Origin of the sequence: Phascolarctobacterium faecium DSM 14760 (genome assembly GCF_003269275.1) — a bacterium.
Classification (GTDB): Bacteria; Bacillota; Negativicutes; order Acidaminococcales; family Acidaminococcaceae; genus Phascolarctobacterium; species Phascolarctobacterium faecium.
The window spans coordinates 746,876-766,554 of sequence record NZ_QLTS01000001.1 but is presented as its reverse complement, the minus strand read 5'-3'; the positions used below and the strand labels follow the sequence as shown (position 1 = coordinate 766,554).

Sequence of the window (19,679 nt, the reverse complement as noted above, 5' to 3'; positions counted from 1 at the left end):
AATATGCAGAGAAATGAGATCATGCAGCGGATCATTGATTTGGAGACCGAAATGTTTATGAGTGTCAATGCGGAAGAAGCTGTTCCTGCTAATACCATACCTGCATTTAAGGAAATGCGCCGTATGACATATTCTGTTTTATCGGATAAAACAGTTGCTTTGTGGCTGTGCGATTTGGAAACAGCGAAAAAAGACGGACGTAATGTTATGACTGAAAAATATGCTTTGATTGGTGATCAGATACCAACCCTGCGGGACAATCCACAGATCGAAAGGATCGTTGATATAGAAGAAAAGTGGATGAATGAATTAGCCTTTAAATATCCACATGCTGTTAAAAGAGAACGGGCTAATGCGGAACTTTTTAGAAAGTATGCGTTATGTGAATTGCAGACATGGTCACCTGCTGCAGTAAATTCGTATTTTGAAGATATAAAAAAAGCTATGGAAGAAGGACGAAATTTAGCAGAAGAACGTTATGATAATCTGTATCAGAATATTGGTAAGGGAAGATTGCGTGATGTGGAAGATTCATTAAAATAAAGTTTTCAGTAAGGTTTTTTGTTTATACAAAGAACCTTACTTTCTGTTATAATGGTAAACAGAACACTTAAGAACGGAGTGGTATGATGCTGCGGAAAATTTTATTATCGATGAGTTTGATTTTTATATTTTCAATAGGGGTTGCCTGCGCTGCTGAAAGAACATATGAAGTGACTGATGGTGGTTGTACTGTCAGCTTGCCTGAACAGTATGCAGTAACAGTTGTGGAAAGGCCGACCGATCCAAATGACGAACTTGGGGTTCAGGTCGCGCAGCTTTCAATAAGTGACCCTGTTAATAAATCGATGACAATGCATGTTATGGTGGAAAGCAGTAAATTGACAAAAGAATTGCCCGACCTGAATTATAGACCTGGCGGAGTGATGAAGGACTATTTTGCGGAAAATCTGCAAAACAGCGGTTGGCAGGAGCCGGTAGTCGCAGGTGAGCTGCAGAATGGGAAGATGTATTTTATTAAATTCAGCAGCTATATAGCTGACAGCGTAGGGCAGAAATATGACGGACAGATTTATGCCACCCTTAAGAACGGTAATTTGATTTATCTGATGATAATGAGTAAAGAACGGGCTTTGACAGCGGACGAAAAAACATTTTTAGAAACGACTGTCAAAAATTTACAGTTTAAAGATGCTATACTGGTAAATACCAATGCACAAAATAAATAAAAGGTTCCGTACGTTAAGTACGGAACCTTTTATTTATAAAACCAAAAAACAGCTGCGACTCGCACCACCGTAGTCGCAACCGCTTTTTGAGGTTGAAAGGATGAAAATAATTGAGAGAGAAGGGAGGAGGTAATTGCATTAAATGCTTTTGCCTTGTCTATATAATACATTATTGCAATAGGGTTTGCATCTTACAATGATTACATAATCTGTTTAATATAATTACATAATTATATTAGGACTAAAAGTTTTTCAAGCTAAACCTCAAAAAATTATTTTGCTTTTTACGAGAAGTCTTGATAAAATGCCATTAAGAATTGGCAGGTGGTGGAAAAATGCAGACAGTGGCATGTTTTGGTGATTCTTTGATTTATGGTTTCCCTTTTGGCCCGCGTATATCGTGGCTTGCCGAAGCTGAAAAACTCACCGGAGATAAATTCTTGAATTATGGAGTATGCGGGGATTGTACAGACGATATTTTATCCCGCCTGAAAACAATGCCTTTGCCGGCTCATATTAAACATATTTTGTTTCTGGGAGGAGCTAATGATATCATTCAAATGCGTCCGCAGAAATTTATTCTGGAAGATTTGGATAAAACCTTGAGATATTGTCAGAGTAAAAACTTTGATTTGGGTATTGTTTTGCCGCTTGTAACGGCGGAAAGCAGGTTAAACGAATATATTTTACCGCTGCGGGATGTAATAAGCGCACGTTTTGCAGAGCGGACATTGCTGCTGGATCTGCAGCCTGCTGTTGGACTGACTGCTGCAGAACTGAAGGATGCTTATCTGGATGGCGTACACCCGACGGCAGCCGTTTACAGGGCGATGGGAACATATGCTGCTCCGCTGCTTAGAACCTGGCTGGAAAAAGATAATAGTAAATAAAGAAACTTTGCTTTCACTGGCCTTTTTGTATTATAATAAGGAAATAGATAAGTAGGCAGGCGTTAAATTTAACGAGACATTTATGCTGAATATTTAATTATTGAAGATAGAGGAGAATATCATGTTTATTGATCGAGCGAGAATATATGTCGAAGCAGGTGCCGGCGGTGACGGACGCAGCAGCTTCAGACGCGAAAAATTTGTTGAAAAAGGCGGCCCGAACGGTGGCAATGGCGGTCGTGGCGGCGACGTGATTTTAAAAGCTGATAAAAATCTCAATACTTTAATTGATTTTCGTTACAAAAGAAAATTTGTTGCCAAACGTGGCGGACACGGCGGTAATTCCAACTGTACAGGACCACGTGCCGATGATGTTATCGTAAAAGTACCTCTTGGAACTTTAGTGCGCGATGATGCTACCGGTGTGCGCCTGGCTGATTTGACTGAGGACGGACAGGAATATGTTATTGCTAAAGGCGGCCGTGGTGGTAAAGGTAATGCCTGCTATGTTACAAGTACCAACAGAGCACCGACTTTTGCAGAAAAAGGTGAACCGGGCGAGCTGCGCTGGATAAAGCTGGAGTTGAAGCTTCTGGCTGACGTTGGCCTGGTAGGTTATCCGAGTGTCGGTAAATCCAGTATCATTGCACAGGTTTCGGCTGCAAGACCTGAAATTGCCGCTTATCATTTTACTACATTGACCCCTGTTTTAGGAGTGGTGCGTATCGATGCTGAACGCAGCTTTGTTCTTGCTGATATTCCCGGACTTATCGAGGGAGCGCATGAAGGTGTTGGCTTGGGTCACGACTTTCTGCGTCATGTAGAACGTACAAAAGTACTGCTGCATGTTTTGGATGTTTCCGGTACCGACGGACGTGATCCTATTGAGGATTTTGAAAAAATCAATTTTGAGCTGTCTCAATACAGCGAACGGTTAGGACGCCGCAAGCAGCTGGTAGTTGCCAACAAAATGGATTTGCCGGAAGGCCAGGAAAATTTCCAGCGTGTTAAAGAATATGTTGAAGCTAAAGGCTATGAAATCGTTAAGGCTTCGGCGGCTACCGGCGAAGGTCTGCAGGAACTGATGTATAAGGCTTATGAGATGCTGCAGAACTTTGAACCGGAACCGGACGAAGAAGAGAATATCATTATGGATGAAATAGACCCGGACAGTTTTGAGATCACCGCTTGTGCGGATGCTGATTTTGAAGTAAAAGGGAAAAATATCGAGCGTTTGGTAGCTATGACCAATTTTGATAATGACGAAGCTTTGTATCGTTTCCAGCTGATTTGGAAAAGCCTGGGGATTGATGCGGCTTTAAAAGAAAAAGGTATTCAGGAAGGTCAAACCGTACGTATCCGCGATATGGTATTTGAATTCAAAGAATACTAAGATTTTAACGAGGGGATTGAGCTGGATGACTTTTGACCGCTCTGCACTTAAAGAAGCTAAACGTATCGTAGTGAAAGTTGGTACCAGTACCATAACTTACGCTAACGGTAAACGTAATTTTGAACAGATAGACCGACTGGCCCGGGAACTTGCCGACTTACAGAATCAGGGTAAAGAAATGATCCTTGTTACTTCCGGTGCCGTTGCTGTAGGGGTAGACCGTCTGGGCCTGTCCGAAAAACCAAAGACTATTCCCGGCAAGCAGGCTGCTGCTGCTGTGGGGCAGGGTATTTTAATGCACACCTATGAGAAGCTTTTTGCCGAATATGGACAGATCGTAGCGCAGGTGCTGCTTACTAAAACAGAATCTTTGGACAGGCACCGCTATACAAATTCCCGCAACACCTTTATGGAGCTGCTGAAAAACCGGGTAATTCCTATTGTCAATGAAAATGACGTTGTAGCTTTAGATGAATTGAAAATAGGCGATAATGACAATATGTCGGCTCTGGTTGCCGGTATCGTCGATGCTGATCTGGTTGTTATCCTTTCTGATGTGGACGGATTATATACCGCAAACCCACAGACACATCCCGATGCGAAACTGGTGAGTATCGTCAGTGATATTACTCCTGAAATTGAGGCCAGTGCCGGTGGTGTTGGCAGCAGTTTGGGTACAGGAGGGATGTTTACCAAGATCCAGGCGGCTAAAGCCGCTACCAGTTCAGGTATCCATCTGGCAATTGCCCGCGGTGATGAAAAATATGCCATAGCCCGTATTTTGCAAGGTGAAAATATAGGTACAGTTTTTGTTTCGAAAGAAAACAGGCTGCAGTTTCGTAAACGCTGGCTGGCTTTTGGCGCCCGTATCATGGGCAAACTTGTTATTGACGAAGGCTGTGCTAAGGCCGTGCGTAAAGCCGGCGGCTGCAGTATTTTACCGGCAGGAATCACGGCAGTTGAAGGACAGTTTGAAGCGGGAAATACCGTCAGCGTTGTCGATATGGCAGGGCACGAACTGGCCCGCGGGTTAAGTCACTATTCTTCAGCCGAGCTGGAGCAGATCAAAGGTGCAAAAACTTCGGAAATAGAAGATAAAATAGGCCATAAAAATTACGATGAGGTTATTCATCGTGATGATCTGGTTATTTTAGGTTAGGAGGTATCTGACATGACAACTTATGAAATGGTGCGTACTAAAGCCGAAGCGGCACATCGTGCGGCCGGTGAACTGGCAGTAACTTCTACCGTGATCAAAAATAAAGCTCTGTTGGCGATGGCAGACGCGCTTGAAGCAGGGGCTGCGAAAATTTTGGCGGCTAATGCCAAAGACATGGAAGCCGGCCGTGCTAATAATATGAAAGAATCGATGTTAGACAGATTGGCGCTTTCCCAGGTACGTATCAACGCTATGGCTGAAGGTCTGCGTCAGGTAGCGCAGCTTGAAGATCCTGTCGGTAACGTTTTAGACGGGCGCAGGCTGCCTAACGGTTTAACTGTGACTAAGGTACGTGTTCCTCTTGGCGTGATCGGGATTATTTATGAAGCCAGGCCGAATGTTACGGCTGATGCGATCGGTTTGTGCGTAAAATCAGGTAATGCGGTTATTTTGAAGGGCGGCAGCGAAGCGCTGCAGTCTAATATTGTCATTGCCGGCATACTGACGCAAGCGGCAGAGTCGGCAGGTATCCCTGCTGGAGCAATACAGTTCGTTGACAGTAGTGATCGTCAGGCAGTAACTGATTTAATAAAAATGAACGGACTGGTCGACGTAGTTATTCCCCGCGGCGGTGCTGGACTTATTCAGGCAGTGGTACAGAATGCAACGGTTCCTGTCATCGAAACAGGCATCGGTGTCTGTCATACTTATGTGGATGCAGGTGCAGACTATGATATGGCGCGTGCGATTGCGATCAATGCTAAAGTACAGCGTCCGGCAGTTTGCAATGCTATGGAAACATTACTGGTGCATGAAGACGCTGCTGCTGAATTTTTGCCGCAGATGCTGACAGAATATTTTGCCGCCGGCGTCACTATTATCGGCTGTGGTAAGACGCAGGCTTTTGATAAACGAATCCAGGCAGCTACAGAAGCAGATTGGGCCACAGAGTACGGAGATCTGCGTTTATCAGTAAAAATAGTAAGCGGATTGGAAGAGGCTCTTGCACATATTGCTAAATATGGGACTAAACATTCTGAATGTATCGTCACCAGTGACTATAACCATGCCCGCACGTTCCAGCAGCGTGTCGATGCTGCTGCAGTTTATGTTAATGCTTCAACACGTTTTACAGACGGCTTTGAATTCGGGTTCGGCGCTGAAATTGGCATCAGTACACAAAAACTGCATGCACGCGGACCAATGGCTTTGCCGGAGCTAACCAGCAGCAAATATCTTATCAGCGGCGACGGACAAATACGTGGTTGATTTTTAAACTAAAAGCAGCCTGCGCCCAGCGCAGACTGCTTTTTCTGTTTTTAGAAATCACTTTTTTGTCATACTTTTTGCAAAAAATGTCATTAAAAAAACACAGAATTTCGTTATCATAGGTTTTGACCAAAAGAATGGAATAAGTTATAATTTTAAACATAGTACGAGCTGATAAGAATTGTTAATTTTACGAAAGTAAAGAGGGATGTATGATGTTAGCATGGATAAAACGTAATAAGTATCTGCTGGGATTTTTGATAGCTGTGATAGCGATCGGTTATTTTGGCTATGGTTATTATAAAAGCAGTACCGAAGTTAAAGAAACGGTGCGGACGGCGACCGTTGAATATGGACATTTATCGGACAGCATATCAGCTACCGGCAGTTTAAGTGCCGTAGATAATGTCGATATCAGTTCCAAAATAACCGGCCGTATCGTTGAAGTCTGTGTTGAAGAGAACGATCATGTCAATGCCGGACAGGTACTGGTACGTTTAGATGATACTTCGCTGGCGGCAACACAAACACAAATGCAGGCCAAAATGGAAAATGCTTTAGCGACTTATAATCGTTACAGTGCACTGCTGGCCAAAGGAGCTATTTCAAAATCTGATTATGATCTGGCAGAAGCCGATTATACAGTTGCGAAAGCAAATTATGACCAGGCTACCTCTAATGTTAATGATACTGTCATTACTACACCGATTTCCGGTTATGTCATAGGCAAACCTACCCCCGTTGGTCAGACGATCAGCTCTGGTATTTCCGAACCTCAGGTCATCATGTCTATTGCCAATCTGGATAATATGCAGATCGAAACCATGGTTGATGAATCTGATATCGGACAGGTAAAAGTAGGGCAGAAAGTAAACTTTACAGTTGATTCCTATCCGGACAGAACATTTGAAGGTATAGTAAGACTGGTATCCCGTAAAGCTGTTACCGAAAATAATGTTATTTATTACACCGTTTATGTAGATGTAGCCAACTCGGAAGGTAAATTGCTGCCAACAATGACAGCCCGCGCAAATATTATTGTCAATGAAGCAGACGGTGTACTGATGGTACCGGCTAATTGCCTGCGTACTGAAGGCAGCAGCCGTTATGTACAGGTTTATAATGAAGCAACAAAAGAGATCCGCAACGTAGATGTTGAAGTCGGTCTGAGCGGTGACGATAAGGTCGCAGTCAGCAGCCCTGAACTTAAAGAAGGCGATAAAATTTTGGTCAAGGCCGCTAAAGCAACGCAAACTAACAGTAATCGCATGGGTGGCCCTCCGATGCACTGATAAAATGAAAGGAGCTGCGCATATGACTGCTGTAATCAGGCTTGAAGATATTATGAAAACATATGTTATGGGCGATGCCGTAGTCCATGCGCTCGATCACGTCAGCGTAGAAATCGGTGTCGGTGAATTTACTTCTATTATGGGACCGTCCGGCAGTGGTAAATCAACAATGATGAATATTCTGGGCTGCCTGGACAGACCAACCTCCGGACAATATTATCTGGATGGCAAAGAAGTCGCCGGCTATAGTGACGATGAACTGGCGCGTACGCGCAATGCTAAAATCGGCTTTGTTTTCCAGAACTTTAATCTGCTGCCGAAACTGTCAGCACAATTAAATGTAGCTTTGCCTTTAGTTTATGCCGGTATTGGCGAAGAGGAAAGGCTGGAACGGGCTAAAACAGCTTTGGAAGCAGTTGGGCTGGGTGACAGGATCGACCATAATCCAACGGAAATGTCAGGCGGTCAGCGTCAGCGTGTGGCTATTGCACGCGCACTGATCAATGACCCGGCCATTATTATGGCGGACGAACCTACCGGTAATCTTGATACCAAATCCAGCTATGAAATTATGGATATCTTTAAAAAAATGAATGATAATGGCAAGACGGTAGTCATGGTCACACATGAGCCGGATATCGCCGAGCAGACCAAACGGATTTTAACTATGCGTGACGGTAAGCTGGTCAGCGACGAATGGAGGGCTGACCATGTTTAACGAATCTATCAAAATGGCCATTGACGGAATGATTTCCAATAAGCTGCGTACATTGCTGACGCTTTTGGGAATAATTATCGGTGTCGGCGCTGTTATTGCCATGGTCAGTTTGGGCTTTGGCGTTAAGGAACAGGTCAAAAACAACATTTCCAGTCTGGGCAGTAACCTGCTTATCGTTATGTCCGGCGGACGTACCGCCAGCGGCGCACGCTTGGCAGCCGGTCAGGGTGCGCGTCTGACGGCGGAAGATGCTTACGCCATCGAAAAACAGATCGAAGGCATTGCTTATATTGCCCCGGCTGTTTCTTCATCTTATCAATTAGTTGTCGGCAACCAAAACTGGACTGCCAGTGTTGAAGGAACGACACCTAATGTATTGGATATCCGCAGCTATAAATTAGCTGAAGGCCGTAATATGACTGAACGTGATCTCAGCAGCAGAGCCAGAGTTTGTGTTATCGGACAGACGATTGTCGATAATCTGTTCCCCGAAGGCGATGCTGTTGGCAAAACTCTGCGTATCAATAAAGCACCGTTTCAGGTAATCGGTGTCCTGGAAGCCAAAGGTCAATCGGCTGGCGGTCAGGATCAGGATGACGTGGTATACATACCGCTGACAACGGCGCAAAACCGCATGATGGGTATTACCCATATAAACAGGATCACGATCCAGGCCGAAAATGAAAATGTTATCGACCAGGTGCAGGGCGAAGTAGAACAGCTGCTGCGCCAGCGGCACAAAATCAAAGCAGGCGACGATGATGACTTCACCGTACGTAATTTGGCAGCTTTGATGGAAACAATGATGGAAACTGCTAATACCATTACCCTGCTGTTAGGCTGCATAGCTGCTATCAGCCTGCTTGTCGGCGGTATCGGTATTATGAATATCATGCTGGTTTCTGTTACCGAACGGACACGGGAAATAGGTATCCGTAAAGCACTTGGAGCGACTTACAACAATATTCTGCTGCAGTTTCTGATCGAAGCTATGGTGATCGGCGTTGTCGGCGGTACACTGGGTGTGATTTTAGGTATCGGTTCCTCCTATGCCATCAGCTATTTTGCCGGCTGGCAAACGGTGATCTCCATACCGACTATTATCATTGCGGTGGTATTCTCCGTTGGCATTGGTTTGTTCTTCGGCATCTATCCTGCACGTAAAGCTGCACTTTTAGATCCTATCGAGGCGTTGCGCTATGAGTAAAAATTATTGCAGTGAGCATGAAGTTAAGCAAAATATCACTAAAAAAGTAACCTGTCACGAAAAAATGCAGGCCTTCTTAGATTATCTAAGAAGGCCTAAAACTGTTTTTGATTTAAAAGACCGTACTAAAGCACTGCTGCTTTTAGTTGCCATCATTATTGGCGTTCAGTATCTGCTGAAAGTTTTTTTCTAAATTTCTAACTGAAATTGATATAGAAGACTGATCTGTTTTCAGGTCAGTCTTTTTTTTTTGCCACTTTTTTGATAAGCGAATTTTATACAAAAACGAGAAAATTTATGTTTGATACAAAATTTTTTTAGAATAGTTAATATACTTAATACAAACGAAAACAAATAAAAAATTATATTATAAGGAAATCTTGACAGCAAGAGTATAATTAATTATATAAAGTTACAAATTATTAAACTAAAATAAATGAAATAAAATAAAGGAAGCAAATTTGATGAAACAAGTTTTAGTAAAAACGGGGATTGTTTTAATTTTGAGCTGCAACGCTGTTCAGGTACAGGCAGCACCGGCAGATATGCTCTCACAGCAAAGCCGGATAGATCAGATCGAACAGCAGCAAAGTGCCAAAAGGCAGGCCAGGGAAGAACGTGAGCGCATTAACGCGCCTAACGTAAATTTGGCTCCACAGACGGAAACAGCGGAAGCAGTACAGTTACCAAAAGAAAAAGTAAGCTTTTTGATCAGAAAGATAGAAATAGAATGTGCAAATAAAAAATATAAAGCCAGTTTTAACTGGACGAATCAAGTATTAAAACAGTACGAGCATCATCGTATTGGTGTTGAAGGAATAAATATTTTAGCAAAACTGTTATCCGAAAGCATCATTGATAAGGGTTATGTTACAAGCAGAGTAGTTATTCCCGAACAGGACTTATCTCTTGGTACATTAAAATTTATTATTATTCCGGGTACTATACATGATATCCGTTTCGCACAGGATACATGGGGTACCTGGCGCAACGCATTTCCTGCCGGTCCCGGTAAACTATTAAATATCCGTGATTTGGAGCAGGGACTGGAGCAAATGAAACGTGTACCCAATCAGGATGTTACCATGCAACTGGTTCCGGGAACTAATCCTGGTGAAAGTGATGTTGTGATAGATGTCAAGCGTGGCGATAAACCGTGGACTGTTGGATTATCCATAGATGATTCAGGTACTGAAAGTACTGGCAGATTGCAGGCTACTGCTAATATTGCCTTATATAACCCAACTGGATTGAATGATATTATGAGTTATAGCTATACCAAAGACGCAGAGGGCAATGACAGTGCCTATGGTACTAAAAATTATTATTTTTCTTATTCGCTTCCATATAAAGACTATACTTTCAGTGTCAGTAAATATCGTAACCGCTTTTATCAAACTGTTCCCAGTATTGTGCCATTCCTGTCGAGCGGTCAGACAGATGGAATGGAAATCAGTGTACAGAAGCTTTTATACCGTGACCGGACCCGTAAGACGCAGGGACAATTTAAACTTATCAAACGTAAACGTCACAGCTTTATCAATGATACGGAAATAGAAGTGCAGCGTCAGGAAACCACTGCTTATCAGCTCGGCCTGCTGCACAGGCAGTATTGGGGATCAAGCACGATAGATATGCTGCTATATTATCAAAAGGGTATGCCATGGTGGCAGGCGGAACCGGGTTTGACAGATCAGGTTGAAGGCACTGCTACTACACGCTACAGTTTATATGGTTTGAATCTGAATATTGCTGCGCCTGTAAAATTGGGCAAGGTACAGGGGCGGTATACTTTTAACCTCCGCGGTCAGTATACGACCGATGTTCTGTATGGTGCAGACCAGTTCAGCATTGGCGGACGTTATACGGTGCGGGGATTTGATGGAGAGCAAACTCTTTCTGCAGAAAATGGGATAATTATTCGCAATGAGCTGAGTGTTGCGATACCTGAACTGAGTTTGGAGCCTTATCTTGGACTGGATTTGGGACATGTTTGGGGACCTTCAGACGAATATCTGCTTGGGAAAAATCTGGCAGGAGCCGTTTTCGGCATCAGGGGCAATTTGCTTAAAGGCCTGCAGTATGACGCATTTATCGGTACGCCGATCTATAAACCTGAAGGCTTTAAAACATCGAAAACAGCTTTAGGATTTCAGGTGTACTACCAATTTTGAGCAAAGAAGGGTAAATAATGAGTAACTATAGAAGAAAAGAACTGGCAAAAAAAATCACTGCTTCACTGCTTTTGTTAAGTTTTTCGTCACAGCCTTATTTCAGCACGGTTGTTTTTGCCAATACTAATACTACAGTGTCTGCACCTGCTGCAGGACAGCAGGTAAATTCACAGAATATTGTCGGTACAGTTGTCGTCAATATAAATAATCCACAAGGGCCGGGCGGACTGTCGCACAACAAGTTTAGCGACCTGCAGGTAGGTAAGGAAGGCATTGTTTTTAATAACAGTCAAAATGCGATAAATACACAACTGGCAGGTAACATAAGCGGTAACAGCAATCTTACAAACGGCCCGGCTGGTATCATTCTGAACGAAGTTACAGGCAGTAAGTTATCGGAGTTAAACGGTATGTTGGAGATTGCCGGACAACAGGCCAGCCTTATCATAGCCAATCCCAACGGCATCAATGCCGCCGGAGTAGGCTTTATCAATACTAACAGGGTAGTTTTGACGACTGGCGTGCCCACTATTGATGCTGCCGGAAATTTAGAAGGATTTACAGTTAACAATGCTTCCGAAATCACTTTTGCTGATAGAATTGAAACAGATACCGCTGGTGCAGAAACAGGTTTTATTAACGGTAGCAGTACTACGCCGCGAATTGACCTGATCAGCCGGGCTGTAAAAATAAACGGAACCTTGCAGGCCGAAGAACTGAATGTAGTTACCGGTGCCAACAAAGTAGACTACAGCGATCTGCAAGCAGAGCAGATGTCAGCAGCAACAGCAAAACCAGCCCTGGCGCTTGATGTTTCTGCTTTGGGCGGTATGTATGCCGGCAGAATAACGATGGTGGGTACAGAAAACGGTGTCGGCGTAAAAAATGCAGGCGTTATGGAAGCTGTCGGCGAAGCCGGCAGTATTTTGCTTAATGTCAATGGCAGAATAACCTTTATCCAAAGCGTAGAAACAGAAAACGGAGAAAGCAGTGTCCTCAGCAGGGTTACAGCTCAGAAAAATATTGAGCTGCAAAGTTCAGATACCATAGAATTTGCTGATGATGTAACTGCCGGAGTTGATTTTACAGCAAACGCTAAAAACATTATTGCAGATAAACAGCTTACAGCCGGCATCTACAGACCAACCAGCGCAACAGACGATGGAGCGGAGCCGGAACCTGTTGTTAATGCCGCAGCAAAAATGACTTTGACAGCTGCCGATACTATCACTAATGCCGGAGCTGTCAGCAGTGAAGGCAGTTTAACGACTACAGCCGGACTCTTTACAAATAGCGGTTCTGTCAGTGCTGCCTCAATCACAGTCAGCGGTAAAGATGTGATCAATCAGGGCAGTATCGACCAAAGCGGTACGGGAGTGACAACTGTTGTTCTTAGCGGTACTTTAAGCAATACAGCAGCCGGCAGCGGACAAAACAGTATACTGCGTACATCGGGCGACCTGAAACTTACTGCGCAGGAAATCGTTAACGCAGGTAACAGTATCATTCTGTCTTCACAGGCAGCAGAAGTGACTGCTGCAGATATCAGCAACGAAAACAGTACTATCTCTGCCCAAAACGGAAATCTGACGATAACAGCAGATAATTTAAAGAACGATGGCGGGTTTCTGAAAGCCAGGCAGGCTTTTTCTCTAAGCAGCAAACAAAATTCTTTGACCGGCACCATTGATGCCGGTACCGATCTTGACATTACGAATACTGATAACGGCAGCCTTACCCTGGCGAAAAATGCTGTTTTGCGCGCCGGCGGCGATATCAGTGTTATTGCAGGCGTGATCGATAACGCAGGCGTACTTTTAGCTCAAAATGATATCATCTTTACTGCCGGCAGCGCTGCCAACCAGACTACAGGACGGATTTCTGCACAGAAAAATGTCGATCTGCCGGATAATTTTACTAACGAGGGCACGCTTACCGGCAGTAATGTTGTTGATATCCCGCCCGAGCAGCCCGATAAAATACCGCAATTTACGGCTCCGGATACCGGTGTCAGCACTGACAAAGCTGCAGCTTCAGATTTTGTAAAAATAGAAGCCGATAAAAATGCCGCAACAGAATATAAGCCGATCGTTGAGAAAACCAACAGTGGCATTGATATCGTTCAAATCGCATCCGCTAACAGTGACGGCGTTTCGCGTAACTTATATACATGGTTTGACGTCAATAAAAGCGGGCTTATTTTAAATAATGCCACAGAATATGTAAATACCCAGCTGGGTGGTTATGTTGATTACAACTATCGGTTAGGGCTGCGTCCGGCCAAAATCATCCTCAACGAAGTAACAAGCGCCAATCCCAGCAGCATCAACGGATTTATTGAAGTTGCCGGTCACAGAGCCGGTGTTGTTATTGCCAACGCCAATGGAATCGTTGTGGATAATGGCGGCTTTATCAATACAAGCCATGCCGTGTTTACTACAGGCAAACCGGTAATGAATGGCGGACTTGATGCCTATCAGGTCAATGGCGGCAGCGTGATCATTACCGGGAAGGGGCTTGACGCCAAAACTACCGATCGTCTGGATATTGTAAGCGCTGATGCAGCCGTTACCGCAGGTGTTTGGGGCGGGGATGAAATAAATGTTGTTACCGGACATAACAGCGTTGATGCCCAAAACCTGCAAACGCAAAAATTAAATAACAGTACGGCCGGTATGGACAACACTATTGACATTGCCTCAGTAGGCGGCATGTATGCCGGCAAAATAACGCTGGTAGCCAATGATACTGATGCCGGCATCAAGAACTTTGGCAATATCAACGCTTCCGGTTCAGGGATAACGCTGGCATCTGACGGTAAACTTGCTCAGCATGGCAGGCTTGCCGCTCAAAAAGGGTCCGTCAGCATTACGGCTGGCGGAGATATCTATAACAGCCAGCAGATCTTGGCCGGTACGGATCTGCAGCTGCAGACGAAAGGTGATTTGCTCAGTACAGGTACTATTGGCAGCGAAACCGGTATAATAAACCTTACTGCGGCCAGAGATTTTACGCAAACTGGCAGCGTGCGTCTGGAAAAAGGCGCTTTAAATATAAACGTCGGCAGCGATCTTTACCAATATGGAAACATATCTGTACAGCAGGGGGGGACTTTGCTGGCGGTGCAAGGTAATAGCGGCCAGTATGGCACGATCAGCAGCGAAGGTGACTTTACTTTTGATACTAAAGGCACCTTGCGTCAGCATGGGCAAATCGCAGTTACTGATGGTAATGCCGATTTCACTGCCGGATCTGCCTTCCGCCAATATGGAGATATCATTCTTGCCAATGGCAGCGGTACTGTCTCGTCTGGCGGCGATGCATTGCAGGCAGGAAAACTCGTTGCCCAAAAAGGCAGCATTGCTGTAACTGCCGCGAATGACCTTAAAAATACAGGAACTATTTCGGCAGCAGCAAAACTTGATATAAATACCGTGAAAGACATCACCCAGATACAGGGAGTGATGATCGGCGGTAATGGTACTGTTGTCAATGCCAATAACCTTACCAATAATGGCGGCGTCATTTTTTCAGGAGCTGATATTGACCTGACGATCAAAAATAAACTGCAAAACCTCAATTCTGCTTCCGTTTATGCACGGGGCGATGTAACGATTGGCAGCGGAACAGGTAAAACGGCCGAGCTGCTGAACCAATCCTCCACTATCAGGGGCGATAAAAATGTGCATATTGCTGCCGGAAGCCTGACTAATGAAAAGCGTGAATTCATTACCGGCTGGGACGTAACAGAAACAGATCATGATATAGCTTTACCGGGCTTCAGCCTGTCTGGCAAATATTATAATGCCCGGCGCTATTTTCATCGCGTTGTGCAGGATGGCACCATTTATCTGGACAGCCCTGCCGCCTATATTCTTTCCGGTGCTGATATGACTATTGACGCCGATACTGTTGATAATGAATACAGCTTTATCACAGCCGGTCATGATCTTGACCTGGCAGCAGCCAGCCTTACCAACATTGGTTATAAAAATATAAAACGTACCACTGAGACTGGTACTGATGTCAAATACTGGAAATATAAAAAGCATAGAAGATGGCACCGTCATTGTCACTATGTTTATGGTCAAGACCGTTCACCTTACTATCTGCATACCCGTGAGCTGATTGACGGCGGCGCCGACAGCGTTATTTCGGCCGGCGGCAATAATACTACTACTGTAGGCACCACTACTGTCAATCGCACTATTGATGCCCAATACGAAGACTTAACAGTCACCTATACGCCAACGGCCCAGAATCCGGCAGGGATCGAGCCGTCTGTCAGTGTGCCCCAAATCAGTGACCTCACTTCTAAAAATCCGCTTCTAAAACCGGCCGACTCTACTGCTGGCTATCTTATTGAAATGGACCCAAGATTTACCAATTATAAAAATTTCCTTTCCAGCGACTATCTGTTCGAACGCATCAGCCGCGACCCGCAAAAGGTCATGAAACGCCTGGGTGATGGCTTCACTGAACAGCAGCTGATTCGCGATCAGATATTGAACCTGACAGGAAAACAGTATCTGGCAGGCTTTACCAGTGATGAAGAACAATTTAAAGAGCTGATGAACAATGCTGCTATAGCAGCCGATAAATTTGACCTGACGGTAGGTGTAGCGCTGACAGCTGAACAAATGGCCAATCTAACGACCGACATCGTCTGGATGGTAGAACAGGAAGTCAACGGACAAAATGTACTGGTACCAGTCGTTTATCTGGCTTCTGTGCGTAAAGGCGAGCTTAAACCTGACGGCGCATTACTGGCCGGCGGCAATATCCATCTGGTAACAGGTGATACGCTTACCAATACCGGCAGTATCGTTGCTTCTGACCGCAGTGATATTACCGCAGGCAGCATCAATAATCTGGGCGGTACTGTCAAAGCAGGGAAGGAGCTTGCGCTTACAGGCAAACAGGATATTATCAATGCCGGAGGCACCATCAGCGGCACCAATATCAGCCTGGAAGCCGGCAACAACATTGTCAACGAAACTACGACCAGTGACGTACAGTACCGTGAACTGCATCAGGTAACTGTTGATCAGGTCGGCAGCATCACGGCCAGCGGCGATTTAAAACTTAAAGCAGGCCAAAACGTTGAACTGAAAGGCTCGGTAACGGCGGCAGATGGCAATACGTCCATCACAGCCGGCAATAAAATCGATATCAGCAGCATCGCTACCGGCGACCGTGTCGCCGTAGTGGGTACTGATCGGGATAAACGTATCAACATCAACAATAACAGCGCCCTTGTCGGCGGCAAAAACGTGCAGCTACAGGCGGGAGGCGATCTTGCTTTAACAGGCTCGCATGTAACGGCAACGGACAGCATCACAGCTGAAGCCGGCGGCAGCATAGAGCTTAAGGCCGTCAAAGACCGTAAAATGGAGGATGCCGAAATTGGGCACCGCGGCGGCTTCTACTACAACCGCGTAATGACCGACGACGAAAAAGTCCAGGGCAGCAGTATGTCTGCCGGAGGCGATATCAGCCTGCAAAGCGGCCGCGATATCAATATCATCTCCAGTAATATTGCCAGCGAACAGGGCAAAATTACTGCCGATGCAGCAGGTTCGGTCAATCTGAATACCATGACGGAACATCACGAAAGTATATTTGAAGAACACAAGAAAAAAATCGGTTTCCTCTCCAGTAAAACAACCGATATCTATGACGCCAAAGCTGCAGACTACAATGTAGGCAGCAATATCAGCGGCGACAGCGTTGATTTGACAAGTGGTAAGGATACTAATATCACGGCTTCCAATGTAGTTGCCGATAACGACGTCAACATCACAGCCGGCGGTAATGTCAACATCATAGCAGCCGAAGATACCTCGTCTTCGACCTATAAAAAACAAGTCAAAAAATCGGGACTGCTGTCAGGAGGCGGACTGGGATTTACCATCGGCAAAGAAAAACGCAAAGACCAGTACGACAACCAAAACTTTGAGCAGGCTGGCAGCACTGTAGGCAGTATCAAGGGCAGCGTCAATGTCGAAGCTGGTAAAGACGTAAGCATCAGTGCCAGCGACGTGCTGGCAGGCAAAGACATCAACCTGACCGGGCAAAACGTCACTATCGAAAGCGCCGACAATACCTACAACGCACAGGAAAAACACGAATATAAAAAGACAGGTATCACTGTGTCGTTGGGTGGACAAACGGTTGAAGCCGTTCAGAAAATAACTGATCCGATACAACGTGCCACAGAAGTAAAAGATGAAAAATTAAAAGCTCTATATGAACTGAATACGCTGCATGATCTGCAGAAAAATGTTAATAATATCTCTAATACTTTAGATAATATAGATGCCAAAGATGAAAGTGCGGCCTTCAAGATCAGCATCGGCATTGGTTCGGCTTCTTCTAAATCCAAACTGGAAAGTGAAGTTACTGTTGCCAAAGGCAGTAATGTTGCAGCAGGCGGTGATATTACTGTTACTGCTACCGAAAAAGATATCAACATCAAAGGTAGCAATGTAAGCGGAGAAAACGTAACTTTAGACGCCAAAGAAAATATCAACATTACTTCTTCAGAAAACAGTACTAACAATGAGTTTGACGCCAGTAACAAAAGCTTTGGGGCGTCGGTAGACTTTGGTGTTAGTGGTATTATTGGCGGCGGTATTAACTATGGCAAAGGCAGCAGTACTGTAGATAGTGACGGAACGACGCATACAAATGCTAATATTACAGCCAATAAAGACCTCACTATCACGAGCGGAGAAGATGTGAATATCAAAGGCGGTAAGGTGAGCGGTGATAAAGTAACAGCAGAGATAGGCGGGAATCTGAATGTTGAAAGCCAGCAGGATACTGATAACTATACAGCTAAAGATAAAAACTTTGGTATTGATATCGGTATAGATAAAAAACCACAGGGCAGCGGTATTGCTTTTGGTAAAGATACTACAGACACTGATTCCAAATACAGTAGTGTAACCGACCAAAGTGGTATTTACGCCGGAGAAGGCGGGTTTGATATCACAGTCGATAAAAACACCGGCCTTAAAGGTGGTATAATAGACAGCGATGCAACGCCTGATAAAAATAAGCTGACTACTGGCACGCTGACTTGGGAAGATGTGGATAACAAGGCTGAATACAGCAGTAAGAGCGATGGATTTAGCGGCAGTATCAGTCAGAACAAAGATAAAAATGGAAAGGTACATACTAATACTGTAGGAGGCCCTGAAACGGGGGTTGAAGTCTCAGATGAAGACAGCAGTACGACTAAATCAGGCGTAGCAGAAGGAACTATCGAAATAACGGACAAAGAAAATCAAAAACAAAATATTGAAGACCTGAATAGGGATACCAAAAATACACTGAATTCTCTTGGTAAAATTTTTGATGAGCAGGAAGTACAAGAACGCCGTGAAATGGCAAATTTATTTAGTCAGATGGCACATTCAGTTATCGGTGATATGACCTTAAAACTTACACTGGAGCAAAAAGCAATGCTGAATATTGCAGCAGGGGCATTAACGTCATATTTTGCCAGTGGAGATTTTTTATCTGGAGCAGCTGGTGTGGCAACAACAGAAGCTCTGCAAAATATTTTGCGTGATGTGAAAGACCCCACAGTAAAACAGCTTATTGTGAGCATAGCGGCGTCTGCTGCATCCAAATTAGCAAAATTGAACTCACATAATAGTGTGGCCAGTGCGTTGGATGTAGAAAAGTTTAATCATTTGACACATGAGCAACAAGAAAATTTTGTTCGTGATTTTGGAAAGGCTGAAAATCAGGAAGATAAGGTTAAGGTTATAGAAGCATATTATAAGATGAGCTTGGATAATATCAAAAATGATCCAAAAGCAGCTGAAGATATGGAAAAGGCGTTTATGAACGCGCTGTCTACTTTAACCAAGTTTGATGATAGTGGAGTAAGTTTTGTTGTTGATCCAGCTAAAGGATTACATCAGAATTTAGAAGATGCTAAAGCGTTTTTGGGTATTTATAATGTTGTTAAATATTTGCCTGATGTGTTTAGTACTGGAGTGCAAGTTGTTGCGGGACAAGTTGTAGGACCAATAAAAGTTGTAAGAGGTATAGTAGAATATGGGAATGTACCTTTTGAGATTTATGATAATTATAATAATCGTATAGATGATGCTAGTTTTCTTCTAAATAGTGGAATTGATTTAACAAAGGCTGTGGTATTCCATATTGTTGGAAACAAGCTAGAGAATAATGTGCCTCCAATTATTTCAATTCCTGTTGAAACAGGATATATTACTTTAGTTAATTCATATGCATCTAATATGAAAGATTGGAATGGAATGGGGGATTAAAGTGTTTTATATTTTACCAAAGTATTTTTGGGTAGTTATTAT

At 44.1% G+C, this 19,679-nt stretch carries 12 protein-coding genes; all 12 read left to right on the top strand.

Going from position 1 to position 19,679, the window contains the following annotated elements:
- Window positions 1–3 precede the first annotated feature (3 nt).
- Window positions 4–543, top strand: coding sequence for a DUF4125 family protein (locus tag C8D73_RS03705; RefSeq protein WP_021717283.1), 540 nt, complete (start codon window positions 4–6; stop codon window positions 541–543).
- 83 nt (window positions 544–626) lie between these two features.
- Window positions 627–1,229 (top strand): hypothetical protein, encoded by a 603-nt coding sequence (locus C8D73_RS03700; RefSeq protein ID WP_146739217.1) that lies wholly within the window; start codon window positions 627–629, stop codon window positions 1,227–1,229.
- Between the two features lie 335 nt (window positions 1,230–1,564).
- Window positions 1,565–2,119: a GDSL-type esterase/lipase family protein gene (locus tag C8D73_RS03695; protein WP_113077325.1), complete on the top strand. Its 555-nt coding sequence runs from the start codon at window positions 1,565–1,567 to the stop codon at window positions 2,117–2,119.
- 121 nt (window positions 2,120–2,240) lie between these two features.
- A complete protein-coding gene (gene obgE, locus C8D73_RS03690) occupies window positions 2,241–3,512 on the top strand; it encodes a GTPase ObgE (protein WP_021717286.1) in 1,272 nt (423 codons plus the stop codon).
- A 25-nt stretch (window positions 3,513–3,537) separates the two neighbouring features.
- Window positions 3,538–4,671, top strand: a complete 1,134-nt coding sequence (gene proB / locus C8D73_RS03685; RefSeq protein ID WP_021717287.1) for a glutamate 5-kinase — start codon at window positions 3,538–3,540, stop codon at window positions 4,669–4,671.
- Between the two features lie 12 nt (window positions 4,672–4,683).
- A complete protein-coding gene (locus tag C8D73_RS03680; protein WP_113077324.1) occupies window positions 4,684–5,940 on the top strand; it encodes a glutamate-5-semialdehyde dehydrogenase in 1,257 nt (418 codons plus the stop codon).
- A gap of 212 nt (window positions 5,941–6,152) precedes the next feature.
- Complete coding sequence (locus C8D73_RS03670; RefSeq protein WP_231997949.1) at window positions 6,153–7,232, top strand: efflux RND transporter periplasmic adaptor subunit; 1,080 nt, start codon at window positions 6,153–6,155, stop codon at window positions 7,230–7,232.
- 22 nt (window positions 7,233–7,254) lie between these two features.
- Window positions 7,255–7,950 (top strand): ABC transporter ATP-binding protein, encoded by a 696-nt coding sequence (locus C8D73_RS03665; RefSeq protein WP_113077321.1) that lies wholly within the window; start codon window positions 7,255–7,257, stop codon window positions 7,948–7,950.
- A complete protein-coding gene (locus tag C8D73_RS03660) occupies window positions 7,943–9,157 on the top strand; it encodes an ABC transporter permease (RefSeq protein ID WP_113077320.1) in 1,215 nt (404 codons plus the stop codon). The genes C8D73_RS03665 and C8D73_RS03660 overlap by 8 nt, the downstream gene beginning before the upstream one ends.
- A complete protein-coding gene (locus C8D73_RS03655; protein WP_113077319.1) occupies window positions 9,150–9,350 on the top strand; it encodes a hypothetical protein in 201 nt (66 codons plus the stop codon). The genes C8D73_RS03660 and C8D73_RS03655 overlap by 8 nt, the downstream gene beginning before the upstream one ends.
- Before the next feature lie 271 nt (window positions 9,351–9,621).
- Window positions 9,622–11,331: a ShlB/FhaC/HecB family hemolysin secretion/activation protein gene (locus C8D73_RS03650; protein WP_113077318.1), complete on the top strand. Its 1,710-nt coding sequence runs from the start codon at window positions 9,622–9,624 to the stop codon at window positions 11,329–11,331.
- Window positions 11,332–11,348: 17 nt separating this feature from the next.
- On the top strand, window positions 11,349–19,637 hold the full coding sequence (locus C8D73_RS03645; RefSeq protein ID WP_113077317.1) for a two-partner secretion domain-containing protein: 8,289 nt from the start codon (window positions 11,349–11,351) through the stop codon (window positions 19,635–19,637).
- Window positions 19,638–19,679 lie beyond the last annotated feature (42 nt).

Excerpts from the sequence above, each read along its gene's own strand:
- C8D73_RS03705 (WP_021717283.1), top strand. The coding sequence starts at position 4 with ATGCAGAGAAATGAGATCATGCAGCGGATCATTGATTTGGAGACCGAA.
- C8D73_RS03700 (WP_146739217.1), top strand. The coding sequence starts at position 627 with ATGATGCTGCGGAAAATTTTATTATCGATGAGTTTGATTTTTATATTT.
- C8D73_RS03695 (WP_113077325.1), top strand. The coding sequence starts at position 1,565 with ATGCAGACAGTGGCATGTTTTGGTGATTCTTTGATTTATGGTTTCCCT.
- obgE (WP_021717286.1), top strand. The coding sequence starts at position 2,241 with ATGTTTATTGATCGAGCGAGAATATATGTCGAAGCAGGTGCCGGCGGT.
- proB (WP_021717287.1), top strand. The coding sequence starts at position 3,538 with ATGACTTTTGACCGCTCTGCACTTAAAGAAGCTAAACGTATCGTAGTG.
- C8D73_RS03680 (WP_113077324.1), top strand. The coding sequence starts at position 4,684 with ATGACAACTTATGAAATGGTGCGTACTAAAGCCGAAGCGGCACATCGT.
- C8D73_RS03670 (WP_231997949.1), top strand. The coding sequence starts at position 6,153 with ATGATGTTAGCATGGATAAAACGTAATAAGTATCTGCTGGGATTTTTG.
- C8D73_RS03665 (WP_113077321.1), top strand. The coding sequence starts at position 7,255 with ATGACTGCTGTAATCAGGCTTGAAGATATTATGAAAACATATGTTATG.
- C8D73_RS03660 (WP_113077320.1), top strand. The coding sequence starts at position 7,943 with ATGTTTAACGAATCTATCAAAATGGCCATTGACGGAATGATTTCCAAT.
- C8D73_RS03655 (WP_113077319.1), top strand. The coding sequence starts at position 9,150 with ATGAGTAAAAATTATTGCAGTGAGCATGAAGTTAAGCAAAATATCACT.
- C8D73_RS03650 (WP_113077318.1), top strand. The coding sequence starts at position 9,622 with ATGAAACAAGTTTTAGTAAAAACGGGGATTGTTTTAATTTTGAGCTGC.
- C8D73_RS03645 (WP_113077317.1), top strand. The coding sequence starts at position 11,349 with ATGAGTAACTATAGAAGAAAAGAACTGGCAAAAAAAATCACTGCTTCA.